The sequence below is a fragment of the Mucilaginibacter sp. L3T2-6 genome (genome assembly GCF_030519355.1).
Lineage (GTDB): Bacteria > Bacteroidota > Bacteroidia > Sphingobacteriales > Sphingobacteriaceae > Mucilaginibacter.
In genome coordinates this window covers 1-24,803 of the sequence record NZ_JAUMKC010000033.1, presented here as the reverse complement: position 1 = coordinate 24,803, position 24,803 = coordinate 1, and the positions used below count along the sequence as shown (strand labels likewise).

General features: G+C 45.1%; 26 protein-coding genes and 2 pseudogenes. 12 read left to right on the top strand and 16 right to left on the bottom strand.

The features are described from left to right. Window positions 1-110: 110 nt before the first annotated feature. Both Q3W13_RS24185 and Q3W13_RS24180 read left to right on the top strand, forming a co-directional pair. Complete coding sequence (locus tag Q3W13_RS24185) at window positions 111-1,028, top strand: NADP-dependent oxidoreductase (RefSeq protein ID WP_302868454.1); 918 nt, start codon at window positions 111-113, stop codon at window positions 1,026-1,028. 922 nt (window positions 1,029-1,950) lie between these two features. After that, window positions 1,951-2,982 carry a toll/interleukin-1 receptor domain-containing protein gene (locus Q3W13_RS24180; RefSeq protein WP_302868453.1) on the top strand — a complete coding sequence of 344 codons (1,032 nt, stop codon included), beginning with the start codon at window positions 1,951-1,953 and terminating at the stop codon, window positions 2,980-2,982. A 278-nt stretch (window positions 2,983-3,260) separates the two neighbouring features. On the opposite strand, the gene Q3W13_RS24175 is transcribed toward Q3W13_RS24180, so the two are convergent. The 4 genes from Q3W13_RS24175 to Q3W13_RS24160 form a co-directional block, all read right to left on the bottom strand. Continuing rightward, a complete protein-coding gene (locus tag Q3W13_RS24175; protein ID WP_302868451.1) occupies window positions 3,261-3,944 on the bottom strand; it encodes a hypothetical protein in 684 nt (227 codons plus the stop codon). Between the two features lie 350 nt (window positions 3,945-4,294). Further along, window positions 4,295-4,828: a hypothetical protein gene (locus Q3W13_RS24170; protein ID WP_302868449.1), complete on the bottom strand. Its 534-nt coding sequence runs from the start codon at window positions 4,826-4,828 to the stop codon at window positions 4,295-4,297. 12 nt (window positions 4,829-4,840) lie between these two features. Further along, the gene (locus Q3W13_RS24165) at window positions 4,841-5,047 is read right to left on the bottom strand and encodes a hypothetical protein (RefSeq protein ID WP_302868448.1); all 207 of its coding nucleotides are present in this window, start codon (window positions 5,045-5,047) and stop codon (window positions 4,841-4,843) included. Window positions 5,048-5,180: 133 nt separating this feature from the next. Next, window positions 5,181-5,702 (bottom strand): transposase, encoded by a 522-nt coding sequence (locus Q3W13_RS24160; protein ID WP_302868446.1) that lies wholly within the window; start codon window positions 5,700-5,702, stop codon window positions 5,181-5,183. Window positions 5,703-5,711: 9 nt separating this feature from the next. Between Q3W13_RS24160 and Q3W13_RS24155 the strand changes: the two genes are divergently transcribed. Continuing rightward, on the top strand, window positions 5,712-5,909 hold the full coding sequence (locus Q3W13_RS24155) for a hypothetical protein (protein ID WP_302868444.1): 198 nt from the start codon (window positions 5,712-5,714) through the stop codon (window positions 5,907-5,909). On the opposite strand, the gene Q3W13_RS24150 is transcribed toward Q3W13_RS24155, so the two are convergent. From Q3W13_RS24150 to Q3W13_RS24135, 4 genes are all read right to left on the bottom strand, one after another. Then, a complete protein-coding gene (locus Q3W13_RS24150; protein ID WP_302868442.1) occupies window positions 5,906-6,643 on the bottom strand; it encodes an SDR family oxidoreductase in 738 nt (245 codons plus the stop codon). The two genes, Q3W13_RS24155 and Q3W13_RS24150, sit on opposite strands and share 4 nt — an antisense overlap. An 86-nt stretch (window positions 6,644-6,729) precedes the next feature. Next, window positions 6,730-7,302: a Crp/Fnr family transcriptional regulator gene (locus Q3W13_RS24145; RefSeq protein ID WP_302868440.1), complete on the bottom strand. Its 573-nt coding sequence runs from the start codon at window positions 7,300-7,302 to the stop codon at window positions 6,730-6,732. A gap of 190 nt (window positions 7,303-7,492) precedes the next feature. Next, window positions 7,493-8,113, bottom strand: coding sequence for a hydrolase (locus Q3W13_RS24140; RefSeq protein ID WP_302868439.1), 621 nt, complete (start codon window positions 8,111-8,113; stop codon window positions 7,493-7,495). A 120-nt stretch (window positions 8,114-8,233) separates the two neighbouring features. Next, window positions 8,234-8,725 carry a cupin domain-containing protein gene (locus tag Q3W13_RS24135; RefSeq protein ID WP_302868436.1) on the bottom strand — a complete coding sequence of 164 codons (492 nt, stop codon included), beginning with the start codon at window positions 8,723-8,725 and terminating at the stop codon, window positions 8,234-8,236. Window positions 8,726-9,057: 332 nt separating this feature from the next. On the opposite strand from Q3W13_RS24135, the gene Q3W13_RS24130 reads away from it, so the two are divergent. Continuing rightward, on the top strand, window positions 9,058-10,176 hold the full coding sequence (locus Q3W13_RS24130) for a CapA family protein (protein WP_302868434.1): 1,119 nt from the start codon (window positions 9,058-9,060) through the stop codon (window positions 10,174-10,176). 211 nt (window positions 10,177-10,387) lie between these two features. Here the strand turns inward: Q3W13_RS24130 and Q3W13_RS24125 are convergent, their stop codons facing one another. Further along, window positions 10,388-10,576, bottom strand: a complete 189-nt coding sequence (locus tag Q3W13_RS24125; protein ID WP_302868433.1) for a hypothetical protein — start codon at window positions 10,574-10,576, stop codon at window positions 10,388-10,390. 92 nt (window positions 10,577-10,668) lie between these two features. Between Q3W13_RS24125 and Q3W13_RS24120 the strand changes: the two genes are divergently transcribed. Continuing rightward, window positions 10,669-11,610 carry an SPFH domain-containing protein gene (locus Q3W13_RS24120; protein ID WP_302868431.1) on the top strand — a complete coding sequence of 314 codons (942 nt, stop codon included), beginning with the start codon at window positions 10,669-10,671 and terminating at the stop codon, window positions 11,608-11,610. 155 nt (window positions 11,611-11,765) lie between these two features. Beyond that, window positions 11,766-12,299: a hypothetical protein gene (locus Q3W13_RS24115; protein WP_302868429.1), complete on the top strand. Its 534-nt coding sequence runs from the start codon at window positions 11,766-11,768 to the stop codon at window positions 12,297-12,299. Window positions 12,300-12,357: 58 nt separating this feature from the next. Here Q3W13_RS24115 and Q3W13_RS24110 read toward each other — a convergent pair whose 3' ends face one another. The 5 genes from Q3W13_RS24110 to tnpA all read right to left on the bottom strand — a co-directional run bounded on the left by Q3W13_RS24110 (window position 12,358) and on the right by tnpA (window position 16,655). Then, a complete protein-coding gene (locus Q3W13_RS24110) occupies window positions 12,358-12,792 on the bottom strand; it encodes a low molecular weight protein-tyrosine-phosphatase (RefSeq protein WP_302868428.1) in 435 nt (144 codons plus the stop codon). A 96-nt stretch (window positions 12,793-12,888) separates the two neighbouring features. Beyond that, window positions 12,889-13,683 carry a S1/P1 nuclease gene (locus tag Q3W13_RS24105; RefSeq protein WP_302868426.1) on the bottom strand — a complete coding sequence of 265 codons (795 nt, stop codon included), beginning with the start codon at window positions 13,681-13,683 and terminating at the stop codon, window positions 12,889-12,891. Window position 13,684: 1 nt separating this feature from the next. Then, entirely contained in the window at window positions 13,685-14,212 is a 528-nt protein-coding gene (locus tag Q3W13_RS24100) for a fumarate hydratase (RefSeq protein ID WP_302868424.1), read from the bottom strand. A gap of 330 nt (window positions 14,213-14,542) precedes the next feature. Continuing rightward, on the bottom strand, window positions 14,543-15,940 hold the full coding sequence (gene fumC / locus Q3W13_RS24095; RefSeq protein WP_302868423.1) for a class II fumarate hydratase: 1,398 nt from the start codon (window positions 15,938-15,940) through the stop codon (window positions 14,543-14,545). Between the two features lie 262 nt (window positions 15,941-16,202). Next, window positions 16,203-16,655, bottom strand: a complete 453-nt coding sequence (gene tnpA, locus Q3W13_RS24090) for an IS200/IS605 family transposase (protein ID WP_302868422.1) — start codon at window positions 16,653-16,655, stop codon at window positions 16,203-16,205. 123 nt (window positions 16,656-16,778) lie between these two features. On the opposite strand from tnpA, the pseudogene Q3W13_RS24085 reads away from it, so the two are divergent. The 6 genes and pseudogenes from Q3W13_RS24085 to Q3W13_RS24060 form a co-directional block, all read left to right on the top strand. Then, window positions 16,779-16,943, top strand: a pseudogene (locus Q3W13_RS24085) (LytTR family transcriptional regulator DNA-binding domain-containing protein); the annotation flags it as partial. Window positions 16,944-17,020: 77 nt separating this feature from the next. After that, the gene (locus Q3W13_RS24080; protein ID WP_302868420.1) at window positions 17,021-17,689 is read left to right on the top strand and encodes a hypothetical protein; all 669 of its coding nucleotides are present in this window, start codon (window positions 17,021-17,023) and stop codon (window positions 17,687-17,689) included. A 263-nt stretch (window positions 17,690-17,952) separates the two neighbouring features. Then, on the top strand, window positions 17,953-18,132 hold the full coding sequence (locus Q3W13_RS24075) for a hypothetical protein (protein ID WP_302868418.1): 180 nt from the start codon (window positions 17,953-17,955) through the stop codon (window positions 18,130-18,132). Further along, window positions 18,129-18,911 (top strand): AraC family transcriptional regulator, encoded by a 783-nt coding sequence (locus tag Q3W13_RS24070; protein ID WP_302868416.1) that lies wholly within the window; start codon window positions 18,129-18,131, stop codon window positions 18,909-18,911. Before Q3W13_RS24075 ends, Q3W13_RS24070 begins: the two co-directional genes overlap by 4 nt. Window positions 18,912-18,999: 88 nt before the next feature. Further along, window positions 19,000-20,241, top strand: coding sequence for a S41 family peptidase (locus tag Q3W13_RS24065; protein ID WP_302868414.1), 1,242 nt, complete (start codon window positions 19,000-19,002; stop codon window positions 20,239-20,241). 3 nt (window positions 20,242-20,244) lie between these two features. After that, window positions 20,245-21,273, top strand: a complete 1,029-nt coding sequence (locus Q3W13_RS24060; protein ID WP_302868413.1) for a low specificity L-threonine aldolase — start codon at window positions 20,245-20,247, stop codon at window positions 21,271-21,273. Window positions 21,274-21,332: 59 nt separating this feature from the next. On the opposite strand, the gene Q3W13_RS24055 is transcribed toward Q3W13_RS24060, so the two are convergent. Both Q3W13_RS24055 and Q3W13_RS24050 read right to left on the bottom strand, forming a co-directional pair. Next, window positions 21,333-24,224: a pitrilysin family protein gene (locus Q3W13_RS24055; protein WP_302868411.1), complete on the bottom strand. Its 2,892-nt coding sequence runs from the start codon at window positions 24,222-24,224 to the stop codon at window positions 21,333-21,335. A gap of 285 nt (window positions 24,225-24,509) precedes the next feature. Next, window positions 24,510-24,803, bottom strand: a pseudogene (locus tag Q3W13_RS24050) (glucosamine-6-phosphate deaminase); the annotation flags it as partial.

Genomic DNA, 24,803 nt, shown 5'->3' with positions numbered 1-24,803 from the left:
ATAAATTAAATATGCCGGGCATAATTAAAATACGATTTAAAACAATGACAGACAGCATTGTTACTCCTTTATCGGGGGTGCATGCTGATAAGTAAAAACGGAGGTACGTTATGAAAGCTTTAATAGTAACAGAGCAGGCTGCAGGGGCAGCCGGGGCAAAACTGGCGGAGCGGCCCGAGCCGCAGGCTGGAATAAACGACGTGGTCGTTCAGGTTCACGCCTCAAGTTTCACAGGGGATGAATTGTCGTGGCCGTCGACATGGACCGATCGCGCCAGTCGTGACCGTACGCCATCCATCCCCGGTCATGAAGTGGCAGGAGTGGTAACGGCCCTCGGTTATGGCACAACAGGGCTATCGGTAGGGCAACGTGTGTTCGGTCTTACAGACTGGTATCGCGACGGCGCCCTGGCTGAATATGTAGCCGTGGAGGCACGTAACCTCGCGCCCTTACCGGGAGACGTTGACTTTACAGTGGGCGCATCGCTGGTGATGCCGGGCCTTACTGCATGGCAGGGGCTGTTCACGCATGGCCGGCTTCAGGCCGGGCAAACTGTCCTTGTGCACGGTTCAGCCGGTATCGTCGGTTCAATGGCAGTCCAGCTTGCGCGCGAGGCCGGTGCATACGTCATCGGCACGGGGCGAGCTGCACACCGCCAGGCTGCGCTCGGCTTCGGCGCACACGAGTTCGCCGACCTCGAAAACGATGTCCTGGAAAATGCAGGTAAGGTTGACCTGGTTTTTGATGTCCTTGGCGGCGACATCGCAAAGCGGTCTGCCGGCATGATCCGCGCAGGCGGAACCTTCGTTACTGCAGCCGGTCCGATAGAGGCAGCCCCCGCCGGTGTCCTGGCTATTGATTTTGTTGTCGAAGCCGATCGCTCTCAACTGGGTGAGATCGTTCAGCGATACCGCGAGGGACGTTTACGGACCAACATCAGCAAAATCATCACGCTTGACGATGCCGCTGCTGCGTTCAACCCGGCCAGCCGGGGCGCAGGTAAACCAATCATTCGCTTTCGCGGGTAACTATCCGGGCAAAACCGGCAGTAAATTGCCCCGTCGTATAAATGCTGCCAGGCTGAAATTAAGAAAGCCCCCGGAGTGGTTATAACCAGAACGCTTAGGGGGCTTAACTGTTATTGCTGAGCGCAGGTCAACTATGGGATTTAACTTCCGTCCGTTGACTTCACCCGGAGGAGATTTAGTTGTCCCCAGGTGTTCCGTTTTTGCACGGAACACCTGGAATAAAATGGAAAATACTGACTATCAGGCTTATGCATTTTTATAACTTTGGAACACACTGATAGTCAGCAATTTATACAAGGGTTTACATGCCGGGTTTACAGTGTAAACCCTTCGAGACCGCCCTCCCGATGTATAAGTGTTCCGTTTTTCTGCACGGAACACTCAGAATAATATAAAACACGATGATTGTCAAGACTTTACCTTTTGTGTACTTATACAAAAACTGATAAACAGCATCTTTCTTATGGGTTTACACTGTAAACCCCTTCGGTACGCATTTTATTGCCGGATTTATCCCAATACTTTTTTGAAGGGATTGCATATAGCAAACTACCCCATCGCCACTACCGCCACCAATTATTTTCCTAATTTTAGCGACACCAGTAAAAGAAACCGCCGATGAACGCCAAAATGTTTTCGTACAAAGTTGAAGGTATCCTGCTTGAACAGTATAACGACCAATTAAAGCTCAGCAAAACCTTCCTATGCTGACGCACGCGTGCCGCGTGTGCCTTAGTCAGCCGGACGTCAGCTTGCCATATCTGATGGGGCCGTTGGCATAATCACACGCGGCACGCGTGCGCTAGCAACGGGCAACGGGATCTTAGTGATTTTTGTTTTAAAACCTTATTTAATATTTTGAATAAAAGACCTGCTAATTCTTATAAATTCACGACGTTCAACATTTAACCCTATTGTCATTATGCGAGATTTAACAGTATTTATTTCATATTCTTGGGATTCACAAGAACACAAAGAGTGGGTTAGAAAACTTGCTGACTATTTGATAAAATATGGCGGTATAAATGTCATTTTAGATCAGTATGATTTAGCTGTAGGTAATAACATGACTTATTTCATGGAATCTGCTATCGAGCGAGCAAATAAAGTACTGATAATACTAACGCCTGTTTATAAAATGAAAGCGGATTCGAGAAGTTCAGGCGTTGGCTTTGAACATTCCATTATTTCATCCAATCTTTTTGAGACCCAAAAGGATAACACAAAGTTTATTCCTGTGCTTAGAAGCGGCTCCAGTAAAGAAAGCAGCCCTGTGTTTATTAAATCACTGGTTTATTATGACATGTCCGTTAATGACAGATTTGAATCTGATGCTTTTACTTTGTCTAGAATACTATACGACGAACCAAGTATTTCCAAGCCAGTCAAAGGTGAAAAACCCAATTTTAACATTGCCGTTGATCCTATTTTGGAACAAGCTAAAAATTTGGCTGCCAGAATAGAAGTTCGCAATAGCCGCTTAGCTTATTCCAAGTCCTTCGAAGCACCGCAAAAGTTAGCCAACGAACTTGTTAACCTTTTTGCAGAGATAGAAAGTAAAGCAGAAGAATACAAGAAGGCTACGACTTTGTTTATTAATTCCGAGGTTAATGAAAATAAATGCATTTTAAATATTAACGGCATAGGAATGAAATTGGTATATAACTATAGCTATGATCGGGAATTTGAACAAAATGAGTTAGTTATATCTATATGGGATAAATCATTATATTTTAAAGACAGGCCATTGTATTTCCCAGGAGAAGAACCAAAGCAACTATGGAGCGTAATACTTAAACCACAAATTAAGGACAACTTAGAACTTGAGTGGGTTAGGAATCAATTATATAATCCCAATAATAGCGACGTTAAAAACTCACCGTTGACTACTAAAGATTTGAATGGTTATTGTTATTCTACTTTATTCGAGTGGGTAAAAAAGAAACGAGCATAATAATTAGAGCATCCCTATGCTGGCGCACGCGTGCCGCGTGTGCCTTAGTCAACCGGACGTCAGCTTGCCATATCTGATGGGGCTGTTGGCATAATCACACGCGGCACGCATGCGCCAGCAACGGGGATGCTTCTAAAATAAAGCAGCCCGCTTGTTTTGCAATCGGGCTGCGTTGTCGTTATGCATGTTCCCTACCTATCTTGCGTGGCACGGGAAGCTTTTGCGCTGTAGATCGCCTCGTCATTCGCGCCTGAATGAGATGTTTTATTTTATAATTATCATTTCAATGGTTTATTTGTTACCGCCCAATAAAAGAAATTAAATGCATTGCCTGATTTGTCGCCCAAACTAATTAATAGTTGACTAAATACATCTGCCTCATCTTTATCAGAATTAATTATGGTAACATAATAATATGGGTTATAGTATTCATACCCTTTTTTGATATGCAATCGATACTGTCCCGTGGCGACTAGAAATTGTGTAAAAGCTAACGCGTAGCAATTCAATAGTTCGTCCTTTTCAAATCGGCTAGCTTTATTGCTATGTATGACTTTCGTAAGTTGTTCATATCCACTTTTACACTCTTCAGTATTTCGAAATGGTACACTGATTTTTAATTCACTTGTTAATGGTGATAAAAAAAATTGGCTTTCAGGGGAAAAGTCTTGCATATCAGCAGCATGTACTTCTCTCCATGTTTGATCATTTAAAGGAATTGGAAAATAGTCTTCCGTGCGACATTTATCGAAAGCTAGATAATTACCAAAAATAAAGCCTGGATAATTATCCCCCTTGCTTAGTCCTATTAATACGACTTCGCCATTGGGTAACGCGAAAACCAAATCGGCTTGACTTTTAAGCATATATTTATCATCGAAGGTTTTGAGTTCCCCATTATGCTTTTTAGCATACAGATAACCTTCCCTAGAAGTGACATGTCGTATAGTTTCGTCTTCCATTTTTGGCCCTGGTAAAAGGTTTATTATAAGAATCTGTCTAATTAATATTAAGTATTTAGTTAAATCTAAATTTCCAAACATGATTAATAAGTCTAAATTCTGAAATTATTTGCCCATAGTTCACATTTTTCTCTAACGCATAAGCAGCAATGCTTGGAGAGTATCTTACATCTGAAGTTGTTACCAATTATAATGCAGGAGCAAATCCTCGATGCTCCTCCATTTGTGCTTCAAATGTCCTTGCCAAATTATCCTATGCTGGCGCACGCGTACCGCGTGTGGCTTAGTCAGCCGGACATCAGCTTGCCATATCTGATGGGGCTGTTGGCATAATAGCTTAATATTACAACTTACTCAAAGCAACCAAGTAACATCTTGTAGAAGTCAAGATAAGCATTTCCACCGGCTTGCTCCGCACATTCTTCGGCCATTAAACAAACATCTTCTTGATCTTCTTTATAATTTGCGTCCAAACTGGTTTTGGTAATAAATTTATTTACTTCAAACAATGCATCTAAAAAGTTTTTACCGTTTGATGCGCACTTCCATAAAAATTCCTCACTATATAGCTCAATAATATTTATTCCACCTGTTATTTTGTCTAAAATAAGCCAATCTGCTTCTACTTCCCCCACTAAATAATAATTACTTTTTTCAATTACTGCCTCATTAAACTTTACAATGGCTACTTCAAACACATTAGCCTTATACATATCAACTAACTTCAATAATTCATCTTTATAATTGGAATTTTGTTCTTTTTCTTCAATTAAGAAAGACTTTATCACATCATTTGCCAACTTTTCACTGTAGCCTATTTTTAAATAATCTTCAATTGAAGGTGCCATATCCTTCAATTTATCTACAAATTCATCTGCTTTCATATTATTGCATTATCACCAGGCTTTGAGTAAACTGACCTGTTTTTTCATTTTTTGTTGCTTCATAGGTATTAATCTTGCCTCACCAATATACTTCCCTGATTTCTGATCGTAATCGTAATCCATATACTGATCATAAGTAACCTTGGTGGAAATAACGTTTCCTCGTCTGTCTTTAGTAACATTTCTGCTGGTTATGTTAAAATAAGTTTCTGTTTCCATATCATAATATAATTTATTCACTTCCTGCCCCGCTCTTAGCTGTTGGTTAAGTGCTTGTGGATTATCACTTAATAAGATCCGCCGGTTCAAGCGTTCCGCTTGAACCCCAAAACAAATCAGCGTCTCGCTGACCTTACCAAACAATCTTCAATAGACTTTCCGGATTGGCACTGCTATACCAATACTCACAAGCCGAACCCACAAACCCGGCTCTTACGGGATTTTCATGCGTGTAATCGATTTTTTGTTCAATAACCGCCGGCGAATAAAGAAATACCGGGTAATTGCCTTTTTGCCAAAACTGGTGTTTTTCATTTAAAGGATTTTGCTTGCCGGCGTTGCCGAAAGCTTCCAGCATCCACTCGCGCCTGCTTTCCTGTGAGTTGCCTGCAATCATCTTATAGAGCTCTTTTGACGTGTAGCTTTTAAAGCGTCCCAGTACATCACCTAATGAGCCGTCGCTGACATTCGCCACCATGTGTATATGATTAGTCATGATTACATAAGCATAAATATTCAGGTTGGCATTCCGCTGACACCATGCAAGGTTTTCGATGATGAAATCATTGTAATAACGACGTGTAAATACGTCAATCCAGTCTACTATAGTTAAGGTTACAAAGTAAAGTTCATCGGTTGAGGCGTTGCGTTGCATATAATAAATATGCAGCTAATTTTTAATATACAAAATAGCGGACGTAAGCGGGACGCTTACAGTGGTTTTGGTTCAAGCGGGACGCTTGAACCGGCGGGGTTCGTTGCAGGCCGTACAAGCAGGAAAAATCCCACAGAGCAGGCTGCTTACCTGCTCCGCGGGATTTTCGCTATACAGCATTACGATAAGATGAATGTCCGGCATTAGATTTGGGCCATGCCGCCATCTACAAACAAGTCGATACCGGTAATGAATGAGGAATCGTCCGAGGCCAGGAACAATGCGGGAGCAGCAATTTCTTCGGCAGTGCCAAAACGGCCCATAGGTACTTGCGAGCTTAAACCGTCTTTTGCTTCCTGGGGCACACCGTCAAAAGTGGCTGTATCGATAGGGCCGGGGCTTAACACATTGATGCGGATCTTGCGTTCTTTCAACTCCAGTGTCCAGGTACGGGCCAATGAACGGACAGCCGCTTTGCTGGCGTTGTAAACACCCATGCCCGGCATGCCTTTAACACCGGCGATGGACCCGGTCATGATAATTGATGCACCTTCTGACAATAAAGGCAGCGCTTTTTGCACTGTAAAAATGGTGCCTTTAACATTCACGCCGAAGGTTTTTTCATAAACGGACTCAGTTACCTCCCCTATCGGCACGCCGAAATCACCAACCCCGGCACTCGCGTACAATACATCGATACGGCCTTTTTCTTTTTTAACAATTTCGTATAAACGGTCCAGGTCATCCGGGTTGGCCGAATCGGCGCGTACGCCGGTCACATTGCCGCCTATCTGTTTTACTGCTGCATCCAGCAACTCCTGCCTGCGGCCGGTGATGAATACGTAGGCGCCTTCCTGTACAAATAATTTTGCAGTGGCTAAAGCCATTCCGCTGGTTGCGCCGGTTATTACAGCTACTTTGTTTTCTAATTTGCGTGACATGATATTTTGCTTTTGTTATAAAGCAAAGGTGGCAATGACCGGGCAGCCAGGACGATGACATTTGTTAAGAAAGCAATTGACAAATGTCAATGCTTTTTACCACGCAGGCGGCTCAGGGTCTCCGGCGCGATGCCCAGGTATGACGCGATCATGGATTGCGGAACGCGTAACGCGAAATCAGGGTACCGGGTTATGAAATTATGGTATTTTTCTTCGGCCGTGCTGCTGATGGCTTCGTGAATGCGGTTTTGCGAAGTGATAAAGCTTTTATTCAGGATGCCGTTTATCATTTTACTGAAGCCCGGCAGCTTGTCCATCAGGTCTTCCATTTGGGCGGCGCTCCAGAGCAGTACGGTGGAATCCTCTATGGCATCGATATTGAATTTGCTCGGCAGGCCGGTCAGCAGGCTTTCCCGGTCGCTGATCCACCAGTCTTTAGTGGCAAAACGGATGATATGTTCGTTACCCTTATCATCTACCGAATAGGTGCGCAACAGGCCGCTTAAAATAAAACTATGATCGCGGCATACATCGCCCTCCTGCAGAAGGTATTGTTTTTTTCGCAACTTTTTAATCCGTGAGGCAGCTTCAATCAAGGCGAATTCATCATCGCTTATTAGGGCATGCTTTAATACATAAGCTTTAAAAACTTCGAACACAATTATTCCTTTTTGTGCGAATTTAAATTAAAAACGTTGGAAAGCATAGCCTGAACCGTCTTGTTGAGTTAATATGCCCGGATTGTAAGGAAGGATAAGATCTTGCAGATACAGACCGACGCCGTTACAAAAAAGGGTTGGAGCAGCCCTGCTCCAACCTTTCGATACTACCATTCCGGCATTAATAAATCTACTCCCCCTGCGGAAAAATCCCCGTAGCCAAAAAAGCATCAACCATAATCTGCGCCGTCTCGGGCCGGTTCCAGTCCCTTTGCAGTTCGCAGCCCAGCTGGCCGATGCTGCACAATTTTGCGCCGGCTTGCTCAATCCTTCTGAGGGCCATTTCGTGAGCAAGCACCGAGGTGCCGCCTATGGCATCTACGATGGTGTACACCTCGTAACCTTCTTTTATGGCGTCAAGGGCGGGATAGGTGAGGCATGCTTCTGTCCACAGCGCACAAATAATCAGTTTTTTCCGACCGGTGGCGACGATGGCCTCGCGCACTTCTTTGTCTTCCCAGGCATTGATGGTGGTGCGATCGAGGGGTTCTATGCCGCCAAACACCTCGCGTAACGGGCGCAGCATGGGCTTGTTGAGGCCGGTTTCTACGTTAACAGTTGAGACGACAATGGGCAAACCGTAAGCCTTTACCATCTTTGATAAAACAGTAATATTGGAAACCAACCGCGTTTTGTTCATAGATTCGATAGAGCTGACCTGTATGGGCTGGTAATCAATCAGCACAAATGCAGCATTTTGCGGGGTAAGCAGGTGATCCGTTTTCGGATCACGCATCGGGTAACTACTCATGTGTTTAATTTTTTAGAAGTTGTTTACGAAATCAATATGGGTAATAGTGTGCATTGAAAGGGGCTTTAGAAGCGGTGCAGCTAAAGTCTCCCCAACAGGTGGAGATTTAAGGGGCTGAAATTATTTATGTGATGGATCATTTTTCGGGTCAGCATAAACCACTCCCGACGGGCCATAACCGGTGACCTGAACGATAACGGGTTCATTGCCTGTCATGGCGAAATGGTTTTGCCCGGCAACCTCGGAGTAAACGCTGCCCGCGGGTAAGGTTTTGAGCCTGGTTTCGTCAAATTTATTGCCATAGCCAAAGTGCCAGGTGCCCGACAATACGGTAGCCATCCGTTGATCCGGGTGCAGGTGGGCGGCGATCCTGGTATTGGGCGCCACCTCCAGCAGAATGGTGTACAAACCCCGTTTGGCAGGATTACCCATAAGCACTATTTCCTTAACAGCCGAATAATTGGATGACCCGGGGGCGTTAGTCCCGCCGCTGCTTTTAAGGGCTTTGATCTCCTGCGGGCTCAGGCGAAGCTGTCCGTTGTTAGAGATTTGAGCGTTGACCGCGCCTGCGAATAACAGCACGGGCACAACGAAAATAAGTTTGCGAAGCATAAAGGTGTGTTTTAATGGTGAAAAAATAAGTTGATCAGCCTATCCAACTTAAATACCAATAATACACAACACTGAAAATCAATATCTTACTATTCAATCTAACTCTTTTTCGGCACGATATAGCGAGGTTTGGGATGACAACCACGATATGCAGTGGTGTTATCCCGAGGTTCAAGGTCAGGCACATGTCGCAGGCCGGAGCCCCCTCGGTCTGTGCAAAAACCCAGTTCTTCATCCCAACAAAAATCCCTATTTTCGCTTCGATGTAATGGCCCCATCATCGCTTGAATACCGCGCAGAAAAGAAAAGTGGATTTGATAAAAACTTGCCTGTTGTTTGTTACAGCAACAGTACTCCTATTTTCTTCCTGCAGCCAATTGCAAAACACCGGCATCGATAATTACCAGGCCCAGGCCAAACCTGCTCCCGTTAAAAAAGCACCGCCACCTGTTAAACACGATACCATACAGCGCGACTCGTTTTGCATAGCCGCCGTGGGCGATATTATGCTGGGCACCTCGTACCCGGACAGCCGCACCCTCCCCGCCGACAGCGCACGCAACAGTTTTAAAAACGTGCTCGGCCACCTGCAAAGCGCCGATGTAACTTTTGGCAACCTGGAAGGCACCCTGCTTGATAAGGGCGAGCCTGCGAATTATAAGTTGCACTTCCGAAGTAAAGGCTATCTGTTCCGCAGCCCGGAGAAATACGCATCGGTTATAAAGGCAGCCGGATTTAAGGTGCTTAGTTTGGCCAATAACCACATCGGCGATTTTGGCGATACCGGCCGCGTAAATACCATGAAGGTGCTGGATAGTATGGGCATTGCCTATGGCGGACAGGCCAGCCGTCCATCCTCGGTATTCAAAATAAACGGTGTTACCTACGGCTTTTGCGCCTTTGCCCCCAATGCCAATACCGAATCTATTCTCGACCTGCCCAGCGCCCGTGAACTGATACAGGAACTTAAACAGCACTGCGATGTGGTGATCGTATCCTTCCACGGCGGCGGCGAGGGTATAAATTTCGAGCACGTCCCTTTCCGGATGGAGAGTTTCTTTACCGAAAAACGGGGCGACGTCCACGCCTTCGCCCACGCAGCCATCGATGCCGGCGCCGACCTGGTTTTTGGCAATGGCCCCCACGTATGCCGCGCCATGGAATTGTATAAAGGCCGGCTGATAGCCTATAGCCTGGGGAATTTTTGCACTTATACCAACGTAAGCGTTGCCGGCATTTGCGGCCTGGCGCCCATACTAAAAGTAAACGTGAATAAAAAAGGAGAATTTTTAAACGGCAGGATCATTTCGGCACAGCAAACGCACTATAACGGCCTGCAGCTCGATAGCCTGAATACCGCAGCCAGGCGCATCAAATTCCTTACGGAAACCGATTTCCCGCAGTCAGGACTGTCTATTAGTGATGATGGGAGGATTGCGAAGGCTGAATAAAAGGCTGCGAACAACTCACCCCTGGGGGAAAGTATGCAGTTGAAGTGGCGGGAGCAGTCCGGCCCCCATGCTTTACAGCACGCAAGGTTGGACTTTAATGCATGGCGACGAACACACCCCCGCCCCTCTCAAAGGAGGGGAACCCACCTTCATGGCCGGTTAATCTAAATCAGTTTTAATCAATAAAATCCGTTTAGTCCCGGTTCCGGTATTAGTTTGCTTCATCTTTGGTAGTCCTTACCAAACTAATCCCCGTTAAAAAAAACAGGATGGATATAACTCCAATCACACAAAGTGTTGTAATACCGGCGCCGCGGTTAATAATTTCCGCCCCGGTGTAAATCAATCCGGCAATCCCCAGTATACTAAGGATAGCCCCAAAGGTTCGTTTTAAGTTCATAGCTGATGTGCTTTTTTATTAAGCTTTTTTCCAAAAACAAATAGCACACCAATAATTTATTCTACATTTATAATATCTAAATATTAACCGATATGGCCGCAGAATACACTTTTTTGATCGTTATTTTTATTTTACTGGTGATTGTATTTTCTTCATTTGTGTCTGTAAAACAAGGCACTATCGTAGTGATTACTGTGTTCGGCAAGTACCGCCGCATACTTACACCGGGCCTTAACTTTAAGCTCCCCTTCATCGAAAACATCTATTCAAAAATATCTATCCAGAACCGCTCTGTTGAACTGGAGTTTCAGGCCGTAACCTTCGATCAGGCCAATGTTTACTTTAAGGCGATGCTGTTATATTCGGTACTGGACCAGCAGGAAGAAACCATTAAAAATGTGGCCTTTAAATTTGTGGACGAGCGTAACCTGATGCAGGCGCTTATCCGTACCGTTGAAGGCTCTATCCGCGCATTTGTAGCCACCAAACGGCAGTCGGAAGTATTGATATTGCGACGCGAGATCACCGAGCATGTAAAAGAGCAGCTGGATGTGATACTGGAAGGCTGGGGCTATCACCTGCAGGATCTGCAGCTGAATGATATTACGTTCGACGATGTAGTAATGAAATCCATGAGCCAGGTTGTGGCTTCTAACAACCTGAAGGCCGCCGCCGAGAATGAAGGCCAGGCCCTGTTGATCACCAAAACCAAAGCTGCTGAAGCAGAAGGTAACGCTATCAAAATTTCAGCAGAGGCTGAGCGCCAGGCATCGCAGCTGCGCGGACAAGGCGTGGCTTTATTCCGCGAGGAAGTGGCCAAGGGTATGTCGGTAGCAGCAAAAGAGATGAAGGAAGCAAACATGGATACTTCCGTTATTCTATTCACCATGTGGACAGAATCGATCAAACACTTCGCCGAAAACTCAAAAGGCAACGTTATATTCCTCGACGGCTCGACCGATGCCATGCAGCAAACCATGAAACAGATGATGGCATTAAACCAAATGAACGCTACTGCGTCGAAAGGTAAATAATTTAAGAGCAGAACCAGGATACAAAAACCAGTGACCAAGATTGAACATGGCACTATTGCTTAGGCAGGTGTAGCTAACCACATCTTCTTATAGTTTTTGTTTTTAAAACTCTTGATTCGCGGCTCTTGATTGCTGACTTTAAAAAAGAAAGATTTGTGAGATTGATTTACTTTACCCTGCTAGGCCTGTTTGGAATTAGCTATGCATCAGCCCAAACACAACAGTTTCACCAGCTAACAGCTGATGATTTTAAAGGCATGCCGCGCAGCGACCAGTTTACCGTAGCTTATACCAACTGTTCGATAAGCTTTAATTACCAGGCCCGCCGCGAAAGAAATTATTACCTGCTTGATTTTAATGTGGGGCTTACGCTTAATAACTATAAGTCGTGGCTGGACAGGTCGCGCGTAACATCTCCGTCATTATTGGCCGAGGTGCTGAAACATGAACAGGGGCATTACACTATTGCTTATATGGAGCAGCAGGAGCTACTGCGGGAATTTCATAAAACCGTTTTCTATGCCAATTACCAATCGGCGGCACAGGCTATCTTCGACCGCATCGACGCCAAATACAAGCAGCTTAATTTAGATTACGACGCCGACACACAGCACATGCAGAACCGCACGCAGCAGCAAAGCTGGGACGCTTATTTTAAGAAGCGGTTGATGTATATGCCGCAGGAATAATGAGCCCGCTGATTTGCAGAGGATTGGGTGAGGCATCTCAAATATCGTGATTGGCAAATCAAACCAGCTCCTCTATTATCTCCCTGCACCCTTTTTCAATCATATGAAACACCGGCTCGAACTGGGCATCGTCAAAATAAGGGTCGGGCACAATTTTATCGCGAAGCAGCAACTTTACTTTTATGCGGTCGTCCTCATTACGGGCCAGCGACAATACATCCCGCAGGTTATTGTTATCCATTACGAAGATATGGTCATAGTAATCAAAGTCGCTTACCCGGAATAAACGGCAAACCTGGTTAGTGATGTCGATGCCATGTTCGCGGGCAGTGCGGGTCGACCGCCGGTCAGGGCCCTCACCTACGTGCCAGTCACCGGTACCGGCAGAATCGATTTCCAAGTCGAGGCCCTGTTCCCGGGCCATATATTCCATTATGCCATGTGCCAGCGGCGAACGGCAGATATTGCCAAGGCAAACCATGAGGATTTTCATCTGTTAAGTATGTTAAAGCTGAAAGGTAAAAGGTTAAAGGCAATTAAGACGACATATAACCTTCCGGCTTTTACCTTTAACCTTTCGCCTTAAAAATTAACGAAAAATATCATTCAAAACGCCGGCCAATCGCACACCGCCTTTCAGCAGTTGGTTGTTAAGGGTTTCGAGGTAAGCAAAATTATATTTATAGCCCAGAGGAGCCTTAAGCAGCGGATCTGCGTAGATTTTTTCGGCTAACTGGTTCGATTCGTACAGCCATTGCGATACCGGCGCTTTCTGCCATTCGGCGCGCTGAGCGGCAGAAGTATGATTGATAGCGGTTGCGTATTCTGTATAGCTTAATTGCTGAAAATCTATCAGCTGCGAATCCCAGATGGAATGCAGGTTGGTATCATTATTAAACCATTTTACCTTAACATCATTGCCTCCTTTGTCTTCAGTGTGGGCTGTATGCATAGGCTGGTGCACGTCTTCAACAATATGGATCAGCATACGCAGGTAAAGCAGTTTATTTTCCTTGCTTAAATCCTTCTTCTTCAGTTCGCTTATCAGGAAATTCATTTTGGTATAGGCATCAACCTTGTCGTCGTGCGCCAGAAACGCCTGCATTTCGGCCAGTGAATAAGACTTATCAAAGTCGATATAATGCCATGACGACAGATACCTGTAATTATCATCCGACTTGATGAAATCGGCCCAGTTGCTGGCCATGGCGATAGACTCATTGCCTAAAATTTCCTTAATAGCTTTTCGGGCCTGCGGGGTTAAGTAGCTGCTGGCAATTTGTCCGCAAATGCGGTGGCCTTGTGTGCCCCATGCCATTGATTGCAGCGGCACGTAAAAAAGGGCTAGTCCCAATGCGATAATTTTAAAAAATCTTGCTTTCATATTACAACGGTTTTGGAACGCATGATGTCCTTTTGATCAAATGCGCTTTAATCGGTATTACGTTTGATATACTTGCTAATTGCAGCAGCGAATCGCTTTTTTGGGTGATTTTGAAATACTCTTCATAAGTACCGAAGCGCAAACAGGAGTGCTCATCCTTAATGCTCTTATCAGCATTACAAAATTCGCCTTTCATGCGCAGGGTATCATGACGCTGCTGGTAGGTGCCTTTCCAGTACTCCGTCCATTTGCCAGATGCCATGCAGCTGTCGCCGCTCGTATTTACCTTGCTATAGGTATGTATTTTTACAAAAAACGAGTCGCAGCTAAACTTAAGGTCATACAATGAATAAGTAAGCAACTGCTTTTGTGCGGGGACCGAGTCCTGCCGCCACTCACCTTGCAGCCAGCTTTGTCCGGTTGTTTGTTTATCTGGATTAAAGCCGCAGGAGGAAAAGAAAGCAGAAAGCAACAAGCCTGACGTAAGGAGGCAAAAGGTAAAAGCCGAAAGGCGAAAGGTGCTTTGCATGAGTATGAATTACTTCCTTTAGAGCGCTAATAATTAACTATATCATGAACCCGCAAGGGTCGAATATTGGTAAAAAAGAATCAAAACCTCTGCCGTGCAATAGTCAATGTCATTAAGTTAGGCTTTTAAGGAATAAAAATATCGGACATCGAATTTTGAATATCGAATAATGAAGGAACAATACTTCGTCGTTTGGATATTCGAAATTCATTATTCGATATTATTTCCCTAAACTTGATGACATTGGCCGCAGGTACGGAACATCGCAATTATGCATAACAGTTATGTGGCGTACCTGCGGCATGCGAAATTTCCCGGCTCTCGTTTAAATTATTTCAAGCTGCCAATCATATCTTCAGGGCGTACCCATTGGTCAAATTGTTCGTTGGTCAGCAGGTTTAACGCCAAAGCCGACTCACGCAGCGACAGGTTTTCCTTTAATGCTTTTTTGGCGATTTTAGCGGCATTTTCATAGCCGATATGCGGATTAAGCGCGGTAACCAGCATCAGTGAGTTTTCCAGATGCTTTTTGATACCATCGTAATTCGGTTCTATGCCAACCGCGCAATGGTCGTTAAACGACACGCAGGCATCGCCAATTAACCTTGCCGACTGCAAAAAGTTAGCCGCCATTACCGGCTTGAATACATTCAGCTCATAGTGACCGTTAGCACCGCCTACAGATATAGCAACGTCGTTACCCATAACCTGGGCAGCCACCATGGTAACCGCCTCATTTTGGGTTGGGTTAACCTTGCCCGGCATAATGGATGAACCCGGTTCGTTATCCGGGATATGTATTTCGCCGATACCCGAGCGCGGGCCCGAAGCCAGCATGCGGATATCGTTAGCAATTTTCATTAAAGATACGGCGATCTGCTTCAATGCGCCATGGCTTTCCACAATAGCGTCATGCGCAGCCAGCGCCTCAAATTTATTCTCGGCAGTGCGGAAGGGCAAGCCAGTAAACTTGGCGATATATTCAGCAACCTTAACATCATATCCTTTTGGCGTATTGATGCCGGTACCTACGGCAGTACCGCCAAGGGCCAGTTCAGAAAGATGGTCGAGCGTATTGCGCAATGCTTTCAAACCATGCTCCAACTGCGATACATAGCCCGAAAATTCCTGGCCCAGGGTGAGCGGGGTGGCGTCCATCAGGTGTGTACGGCCAATTTTCACCACGCTTTTAAATGCCTCAGATTTTGCTTTCAGCGTGTCGCGCAGCTTTTCGATGCCGGGTATGGTAACATCTATTACCATTTTATAGGCAGCGATGTGCATAGCGGTTGGATAAGTATCATTTGATGACTGCGATTTGTTCACATCATCGTTCGGATGAATAAAGGTTTTTCCTTCACCCAGTTTATTACCTGCCAAAACATGCGCCCGATTGGCTACAACTTCGTTCACATTCATATTCGATTGTGTCCCCGATCCTGTTTGCCAGATCACCAATGGAAATTCTCCGGCCAGCGAACCTGACAGTATCTCGTCGCATACCTGTGCAATCAGGTCGCGTTTTTCCGCTGGTAATACGCCGCAGTCGGTGTTGGTATAGGCAGCTGCCTTTTTCAGATAAGCAAAGGCGGCGATGATTTCCTTCGGCATTGATGCTTCCGGGCCAATTTTAAAGTTATTACGCGAACGCTCGGTTTGCGCGCCCCAGTATTTGTCGGCAGGTACCTGTACCTCGCCCATGGTATCGTGTTCAATTCTGAAACTCATGGTATTTGTATTTTTGCAGCTGCAAAGGTATGGGTTTGAGGCGAAAGCTAAAAGGTAAAAGCGGAAAGGATAGCAAAACCGTTACAGAGGGGTTTTGATGATAAATATTACATTCAAAACCTGTCCTGATGGCGCAGGGCGATGCGCTGCATTGGCAAGCGAAGGTAACGGGATAATGCTTTTGCGATTCAAAAGCCCTGAAAGGGTGCCGCACCATCAGCGATGGGCATCGCCCATCGCTTAACGACGACATTCTAATACATCAGTCCCAAATATATCGTTCATCATATTCCGCATCATACCGTTTAAGTATCCTGCGATATTCATCCTGGAAAGATTGCTTACTATGATGTTCATGCTGATTCGCAATATATGCCTTAACTTTTTCAACGTCTCGCGGGGAAACTGAAAATGCCCCATACCCATCTTGCCAATAAAAATTGGCCAATGATTCATCCTGGGTTTTCATCCATTTTGATGATTGTCCTTTTACTTTTTCAAGCAGCGTAATTAGCGTAATTTTCTTCGACATCATGCATAGGATATGCACATGATCGGTATAACCGCCTATTTTAACCGGCTGGCAATCCTGTTTTTTACAAATATTTCCTAAAACATTATGCAGTTCAGTTTCAAAAGATTCCGAAATCAATGGTTCACGATTTTTTGTGCTAAATATAATGTGCATATAATTTTTTACGAGAGATTGTCCCATATTGTGATTTGGTTGCTTGATTGTTTATGTGTCGATGGGCGATGCCCATCGCTGATGGTGGGGCGCCCTTTCGGGGCTTTTAAATTATAAAATAATTACAAATCCGGATCTCTTCAAAATAACTTTTTGCGCACGCACCAGTCGCATCTGGTTAACACGGCGTACATAAAAAGCTGGCTTCGTGAAGACGGCGGCAGCTTATTGCTGAATGATGGAATTAAAATCCCGATATCAAAGCTGAACCGGGAAAAAATTAAAGAAATGCTGGCGGCACGGTTTAAGTTGTAAATTAGTCGGGAAGTCTGAGAAACTGCAACTAACGCCGGAACAACTTAAATTTATAGAGAAAAAAGGCTCGCCCCACCATGAAAATTAAAAAAAGGCTTTTACTGCTACTGCTGCTTACACTTATTGGCTCCTTTTTATTTATTCCCTTCATAGTTGCCGGCGATGAAACGATCAGGAGCGGCCTGATTTTACGCACTACGGTTATTTTCACACTGGGATCGATGGTTGTTGTGGCCTTAACCGGCTGGGCGGGCCTGGTTTTTAGCGACAAGCTTGATATACCCATGCCCATATTAAGAAACTGGGAACTTGGCGAAAACATCAGCAATAATAAAGTAAAAGGCATCGTGGGTACTTCGGTTTTTATTGGCGTGGTGGTTGCCGGGGCAACCTTGCTTGGCAATTATTTTATGCACCCGCCAATCAACAAAGGCTCTATTCTTGTCCGGGTGGATACCTCTGTGTGGGCACCGCTGGTTACCGAGACGATATCGCATTTATTCCTCCTTTCAGGGCTGTTCCTGCTGATAAAAAACAACTGGTTATCCATCATCATCAGCGGGCTTTTCTTTGTGGTATTATTTCATTTTAATTCAGCGTTTAGCCCTGCAATGGAGATTTATTTAGGCGCTTTAAATTTTGGCGCGGCCGTGGTAACAGGCTATCTATTCGTTAAGAAAGGTTTCGAGGCGGCCGTTTTAACCCACATGGTGATGCACTTAATTTTGATGGCGGTGAATATATAATACATAAATTTCCAGTAATATTTAGTCAATGGTATCCGCCCGCCGCAATTTTCCCGTTGCTCCGTTAGGAGCAAAATATTGGTAGAAATGATAACCAACAATACATGCGCTCCGTAGGTGCGTAACACGGCATGCAGGTTACGCACCTACGGAGCGATTAATCCTATTTTGCTTTTTTCTACCAATATTTGCCCCCTAATGGGGGCATTGCCGGCAAAGAAAATCTATGCTTATATTCGTAAAGCAAACGACGGCAAAAAAGCATGGATTTACAAATCATGAATACGGAAAGCGAATACGAGCAAATGCTAAATTGGATAGACAACCAATTCGATCTAAATTTAGAACCTGACAGCGAAGAGGGAAAACAATTGCAAACTGCATTGTTGCTCATCAAACAATATGAAGATTTGCATTACCTTATTCCCCATGTATCCGCATGAAACCCACCGGCTCTAAATTCTACAAAACACCTTTATTTGATGGCCTGGAAGCCCTGGATGCCACCAATCACAAGGTGTCGTTCCCGGCGCATTTTCATCCTACATTTAACATTACCCTGGTGTACGACGGTGTTTTTCAAAGCAGGCTGAAGGACAAAGATATAAGCGCTGCTCCGGGCAGCATATTGATAACCAACCCGCTGGAGATACATGCCAATCCGTTTGAAAGCGGCAACAGCGTATCCTTTTTTACCTTTTACCTCTCGCCTGATTTTTTAAGTCATGGTGATGGCAGGAAAGGAGTTGTATTTAATGATAATGTAATTGACGATAACAGATTATTTAATCAATTAAACATCCTTGCACAGCAGATTAAATCCGGCGCCGATGCAGCAAATTGTGAACAAAAGTTTGGTGAAACGCTGCACCTGTTGTCGGCCAGTTATGGCGCTGACAAGCCCGGCGAAGATGATGCCGATTATCAGCTATTCGAAGAATACCTGGCTGAAGATCACCTGAAATTCTCACTTACCGAAGCGGCCAAAAAATTTGGTATCGATAAATTTAAATTCCTGCGGATATTCAAATCTCAAACCGGTATGTCGCCCAACAATTATTTCAACCTGAAACGCATCGAAAAAAGTAAACAAATGCTGGCCACTGGCCACGATCTGCTTGCCGTAGCTATCGACCTGGGCTTTTACGACGTGGCGCATTTCTGTAATCAATTTAAAAAATTCACAGGCATATCGCCGGTTGCTTATAAAACAGGCCAATAAATCCTGCAATATTTTACAATAGAAGCCTAAGCCTCCCGGGTAATTTTGTCCTGGTTACCATAAGGTAGCTTATCAAAATATTGGTAAAATGAAAAAGCTCATCACCCTCATCCTGGCGCTCACTTCGGCGAATGCCATTGCCCAGTCTTACACTTCCAAACAGTTCAAACAAGACTTTAATTATTTCTGGAATACCATCGACAGTAATTACGCCTACTTCGCTAAAAAGCAAATCAACTGGAAGTACCTTAAAAACTCTTACCGTCAGCGGGCAGATACCGTCACCTCCCGTAATTCATTCGTTACCTTGCTCGAGGATGCCATATACGAATTGTACGACCACCATTGCTCGCTGCGCACAAATACCAAATTTTCAAGGCGGTTGGTACCGACATCAGCCGATATGTGGGCGGATTATTTAAATGGTAAGCCTGTGATCAGGGAAGTGCGAAAAGGGTTTGGTGCAGAAAAGGCTGGCGTTAAAGCGGGAATGCAGGTAATTGCAGTAAATGATGTACCTGTTGAAGAGGCTGTTAAGCCCTTTATGGGTCACAACACCAGCAACGAAGCAAAAAGCTTTGCTTTGCGGCTGGTGCTGGCCGGCGACCACTTCACCAAAAGAAAAATAACGCTTAAAGCCGGTAATGCTATAAAAGATTATTTCCCCGATGAAGATGGGCTGGCGCTGGAAGATGTGCATTACAACGCCATGATCGAGTCGCAGCAGATTGGCGGTATTGGCTATATAAAGATCAATAACTTCCTGTTCGATAACAGCCTTATCGCAAAATTCGACAGCGTACTGAATACCTTATTGAAAACCAGGGCGATGATCATCGATTTACGGGAAACGCCCAGCGGCGGCAATACCTCCGTAGCAAGGGCTATCCTGGGCAGGTTCATCACCAAAGAACACATCTACCAAAAACACGAATTGCCGGGCGAAGAACTGGAAACCGGTATTAAAAGAAGCTGGATAGAAATTGTTTCGCCACGCGGCGTTGCTTATACGCGCCCGCTTGTTATTCTTGCCGACCATTGGACAGGCAGCATTGCAGAAGGTATTACCATTGCATTCGATGGCATGAAGCGCGCTACGGTAATCGGCACAGAAATGGCCCGGTTAAATGGCGCCGTTTACAGCTTTGAAATGCCAAATACAAAAATTGGCTTTAATATCACCGCTGAAAAGTTATATCATATCAATGGCCAGCCGCGTGAATTTTTTAAACCTGCTATCGGGGTTGACGTAACCAACCAAAAGCCGGGGCCAGGCGGGGATGTGATTTTAAATAAAGCTATCTTATTTTTGAAGATTAAAATCCGTTAACAGATGCCAGATAAAATCAACTTCGCGAGCGAGAATTATGCCCCGGTACATCCCCGGATAATGGAAGCGCTTACTGATGTAAATACCGGCAACCAGCCGTCCTATGGAAATGATGAAATTACCCTTGAAGCCTCTCAGCTATTTAAAAGGATTTTTGGTAACGACCTTGAAGTTTTCTTTGTTTTTAACGGAACCGGCGCCAACAATTTCGGATTGAGTTGTATGGTCGAAAGGCATCATTCTGTTTTATGCTCAGATGTCGCTCACCTGTATGTTGACGAAGGAAATGCGCCGGAAACAATGCTCGGATGCAGGTTGTACCCGGTAAAATCGGCCGATGGAAAAATTATCGTGGCTGAACTAAAAAAAGCCATCAAACGGATAGGCGATGTGCATCATCCGCAGCCAAAAGTGGTGTCAATTACCCAGCCTACAGAATATGGCACGGTTTACACGGTTGGTGAACTAAAAGCAATTAAACAGCTTTGTTCGGAACATAACATGGTGCTGCACGTAGACGGGGCCCGCTTTTTTAATGCTGCGGTAAGCCTGGATATTTCCCTGCCAGGGTTAAGTCGCGAGGTCGGCCTTGACGTACTTACATTAGGCGGCACCAAAACCGGCCTGATGTTTGGCGAGGCGGTAGTGTTTTTTAATCCGGCCGTCAATAATCCTTACAAATTCAATTTAAAAAGAAGCATGCAGCTGGCCTCAAAAAACAGGTTTATTGCAGCGCAGTTTAAACGGCTGCTGCAGGACAATTTGTGGCACGAAATAGCGGCGCACACAAACAGCCTGGCTAAGGAATTTGAAAAACTGGTTGCGACAATTCCATCTGTTACGATAGCCTACCCTGTTGAAACCAATGCAGTTTTTTTAAATATGCCGCGAGAGCTATACGACAAAATGCAGCAGTATGCCAACTTTTATTTTTGGAATGACGAAAAAAGCGAGACCAGGTTAATGTTCTCGTTTAATAATACGTTTGAGGACGTAAGGGAATTTGCCGGAAGGCTTAAGAATGAGATCTAAGCAAGGCTTACGAAGTTTGTGGAACTTCGTAAGCCTGTCCTGTGTCAAAAGTGCACTTCTTATTTCTTCTCCGGCTCCGCAGCCTTTTCAGGCAGCAGGATGAACTTAATCAAATTGTTACCGCTTAAATATTTGTTAGCTGCTTCTTTGGTGCTTTGCGGTGTTACATTACCCAGGTTGCTTACGTGTTTGAGTATATTATCCGGGTTTTCCTGGTTTTGTGCAGCAGCACCCAGGTAACCCGCCCAGAATATATTTTCTTTCATCTGAACCTGGGTCGAACGCGCATCTTCAGCTACAAACTTATCTATATCGGCCTGTGCTGCGCCGTTTTGCTTCAGCTTGTTTATTCCATCAAGCGCATCTGCTATAAGTCTGTCCACATCAGCAGGCGCACAGGTAAATGATATGTTAAAGCTGTAACGGCTGTTTGGTATCTTTTTATAGCTTGCCCTTACGCCGGGCGCGTAGGTGCCCCCATCTTTTTCGCGCAGGCGCTCCAGCAACCGTATCTGTAATATCTCTTCAAGGGCATCAATCTGCATATTATTGGCGTCATTGTATTCATATGGGCCGCTCAGTACCATCTGAACGGTGGCCTTGTCGCCAATACCCTTATTTACCGTTTTGGTAATCTGCCCTGCAGGCGGAACTATGTTTAAGTTTTTATAGGTTTCTTTTTTATTGGTTGATGGCAGGCTGGCTAAATAAGCTTCAATATAAGGTTTTAGCACCTCAACATCAAAGTTGCCTATAAATGTAAAAGTAAAGCCGCTGGCATCGGCAAACCGGTCTTTATAAAATGAATAGGCTTTGTCCAGTGTTGCTTTCTTCAGTCTTTCGGGCGTAACTACCATTTCCCTGAAGTTATGGTTGTTCAGGGTTGCCGAAATCGTGTCCTGGAACACGCTGCCGGGATTGAGTCCCCGGTTGGCGATCAGGGCGCTTGTCTGGTTTATATTTGCTTCCCATACATCGGCATCCTTGCGCGGATTGGTAAAATAAAGATAGATCAGCTGCATGGCAGTTTCAAAATCCTTTGGTGTTGTGCTGGCTGTTATGCCCTGCGCAACATCACTTATATACGGCGACACGCTCAGATTTTTAGCGCTTAGTATTTTGTTCAGTTGTATCTGGGTAAAATCAGCTATACCGCTGCTGCCGATAATTCCGCCCGCCATTTCTGCCGATGTATAGTCCTCATCGCTGGCCAGCGATGTACCGCCAAAGCTATAACCGTTTATCAGCACCTGGTCATTCTTAAATTTAGTAGGCTTCAGGATAACCTTTATACCATTGCTCAATGTGAATGTTGTGGTACCTATCAGGCTGTCAGCTTTAACATCGGTAATCTTTCCAGCTTTCGGCAATTCTGCCAGTAGCGGTTTATCGGTTGTATTGTCAACATAGGCGGTTACATCCTTGCCGGCATTGCTTATCCAGTCCAGTATCGTCTTTTCATTTGGCAGCTTGTCCTTTTCGCTTTCAGGGCCTTCAACAATAACTACCCGGTTCTGATCGCTTACAAACTTGCCGGCCATAGCATTTAGCTCGGCCAGGGTAATTTTATTGATATTGTTCAGATAGAAATTATATTCAAAGGATATTGCAGGGACGGCTTCGCCATTGATAAAGTTTTGCTGGTATTGGCCAACAAAATTTGATGAGGGGGTTTTATCGCGCTCGCGAAAAGCATTGTCGATGCCGGCCAGGGCGGTTTGCTTAGCCCGTTCCAATTCGGTAAGTGTAAAGCCGAACTTTCGTACACGTTCAGTTTCGGCCACGGCAGCCTTTATGGCTGTTTCCAGGCCTCCCGTTTTAGCCACAGCAATGGTTGTAAACGCGTCCTGCCGGCCGATGAAGGGCGCGTAAGTGCTTTGACCAAAAATGAACGGCGGGGTTGGCTTTTGCGTCAGTTCACTCATGCGGTCATTCAGCATTTGATTGAACAGCTGCACGCGGATGCTCTGCAGTAAATCACTTGAGGTTCTTACGGTAGTCTCCGGGTGTTTTACAATAATTTCCGCAAGTGTATACGGAAACTCTTTATCGGTAGCTATTTTAACAACGGTTCCAGGCGTTGGCGGCACTGAGTAAACCGTACGCGGTTTTTCATTAGCAGGATTTTGTAAGGACGAAAAATTTCTTTTGATAAGCTCTACAACACGGCCCGGATCAAAATCACCGACGGCAATCACGGCCTGCAGGTCTGGCCGGTACCAATCGTGGTAAAAGCTTTTAATGGTTTCAGGCTTAAAGCTCTTTAATATATCTTCCTTTCCTATCGGGATGCGCTGCGCATAACGCGAATTATTAAGCAACACAGGATAAGTTTGGTTACTCAAACGCTCCTGGGCATTTTTGCCGTTGGCCAGCTTTTCGCCAAGTACAACGCCGCGCTCGTCGTCAATCTCTTTCGGGTCGAAGGTAACGTAAGCTGCCCAGTTGGCCAGTATGTTGAAACCTTTTTCGAATACCGCTACACTGTCAGTTGGCAACGGCAACTGGTAAACTGTTTCATCGAAAGACGTATAAGCATTCAAATCGGCTCCAAACCGCACGCCTGATTTTTGAAGAAAGTTTACTAAATCATTTTTCGGAAAGTCGCGTGTACCATTAAAGGCCATGTGTTCAGTAAAATGCGCGAGACCTTGCTGGTCGTCGGTCTCCAAAACAGAGCCGACTTTATTCACCAGGAATAGTTCAGCACGCTTTTGCGGCTGTGTATTTTTTCTAACGTAATAAGTTAAGCCATTCGGAAGCTTGCCGATAATAACATCCGGGTCGACAGGAAGATTGTTCGCAGCTGCAGGAGATATATGTTTTCGCTCAACGCCTGCCGGTTTATTTTTTGGCGATACAACCGGCTTTCTCTTTACTTGTGCGAACGCTCCGCCCGAAACCATCAGCAGCGCCAAAGCAGCTGCCGTAATTTTATAGTTTAATCTCATCTCAATTAATCAGGAATAATCCGCTAAGATGCAAAACGGATATCTCACTTACAACTAAGATTATGGGATTTAACATTTTTTAAGATTTGATTTCACTGATTGTTTTGTGGTTCCATGGTTTATTTCTGGAACGATTACATCAATTAATAAAGATTATAGAAAAGTTTTGTCATTGCGAGGAGGAACGACGAAGCAACCTCGTCGTTATACGTGGCGAACTATGCACGTGGCTGATGTATGGTGACGAGATTGCTTCGTTCCTTGCAATGACAAAGTTTATTATGTTTAATAGTGGTATCGTACGAACGCCTCCATGGCCTCATATTCTGCCATACCCAGCTTATCATAAGCATGGGCGGTTTCCCGGGTGCGGTCTTCGGCCCTCACCCAGAACTCCCTGGCATCATCCCCCGGGAACACCGGGCGGTCTTTTTGGCTTTGGTGCTTAAAGATCGCATTGCGCTTGCGGATCACTTCCTGCGGCGATAACGGCACCGCCATTTCGATCTCCCAGGTCTCAAACTCCAGCCAGGCGCCTCTGTACATCCACAGCCAGCAGTCTTTTACCCAATCCTCCGT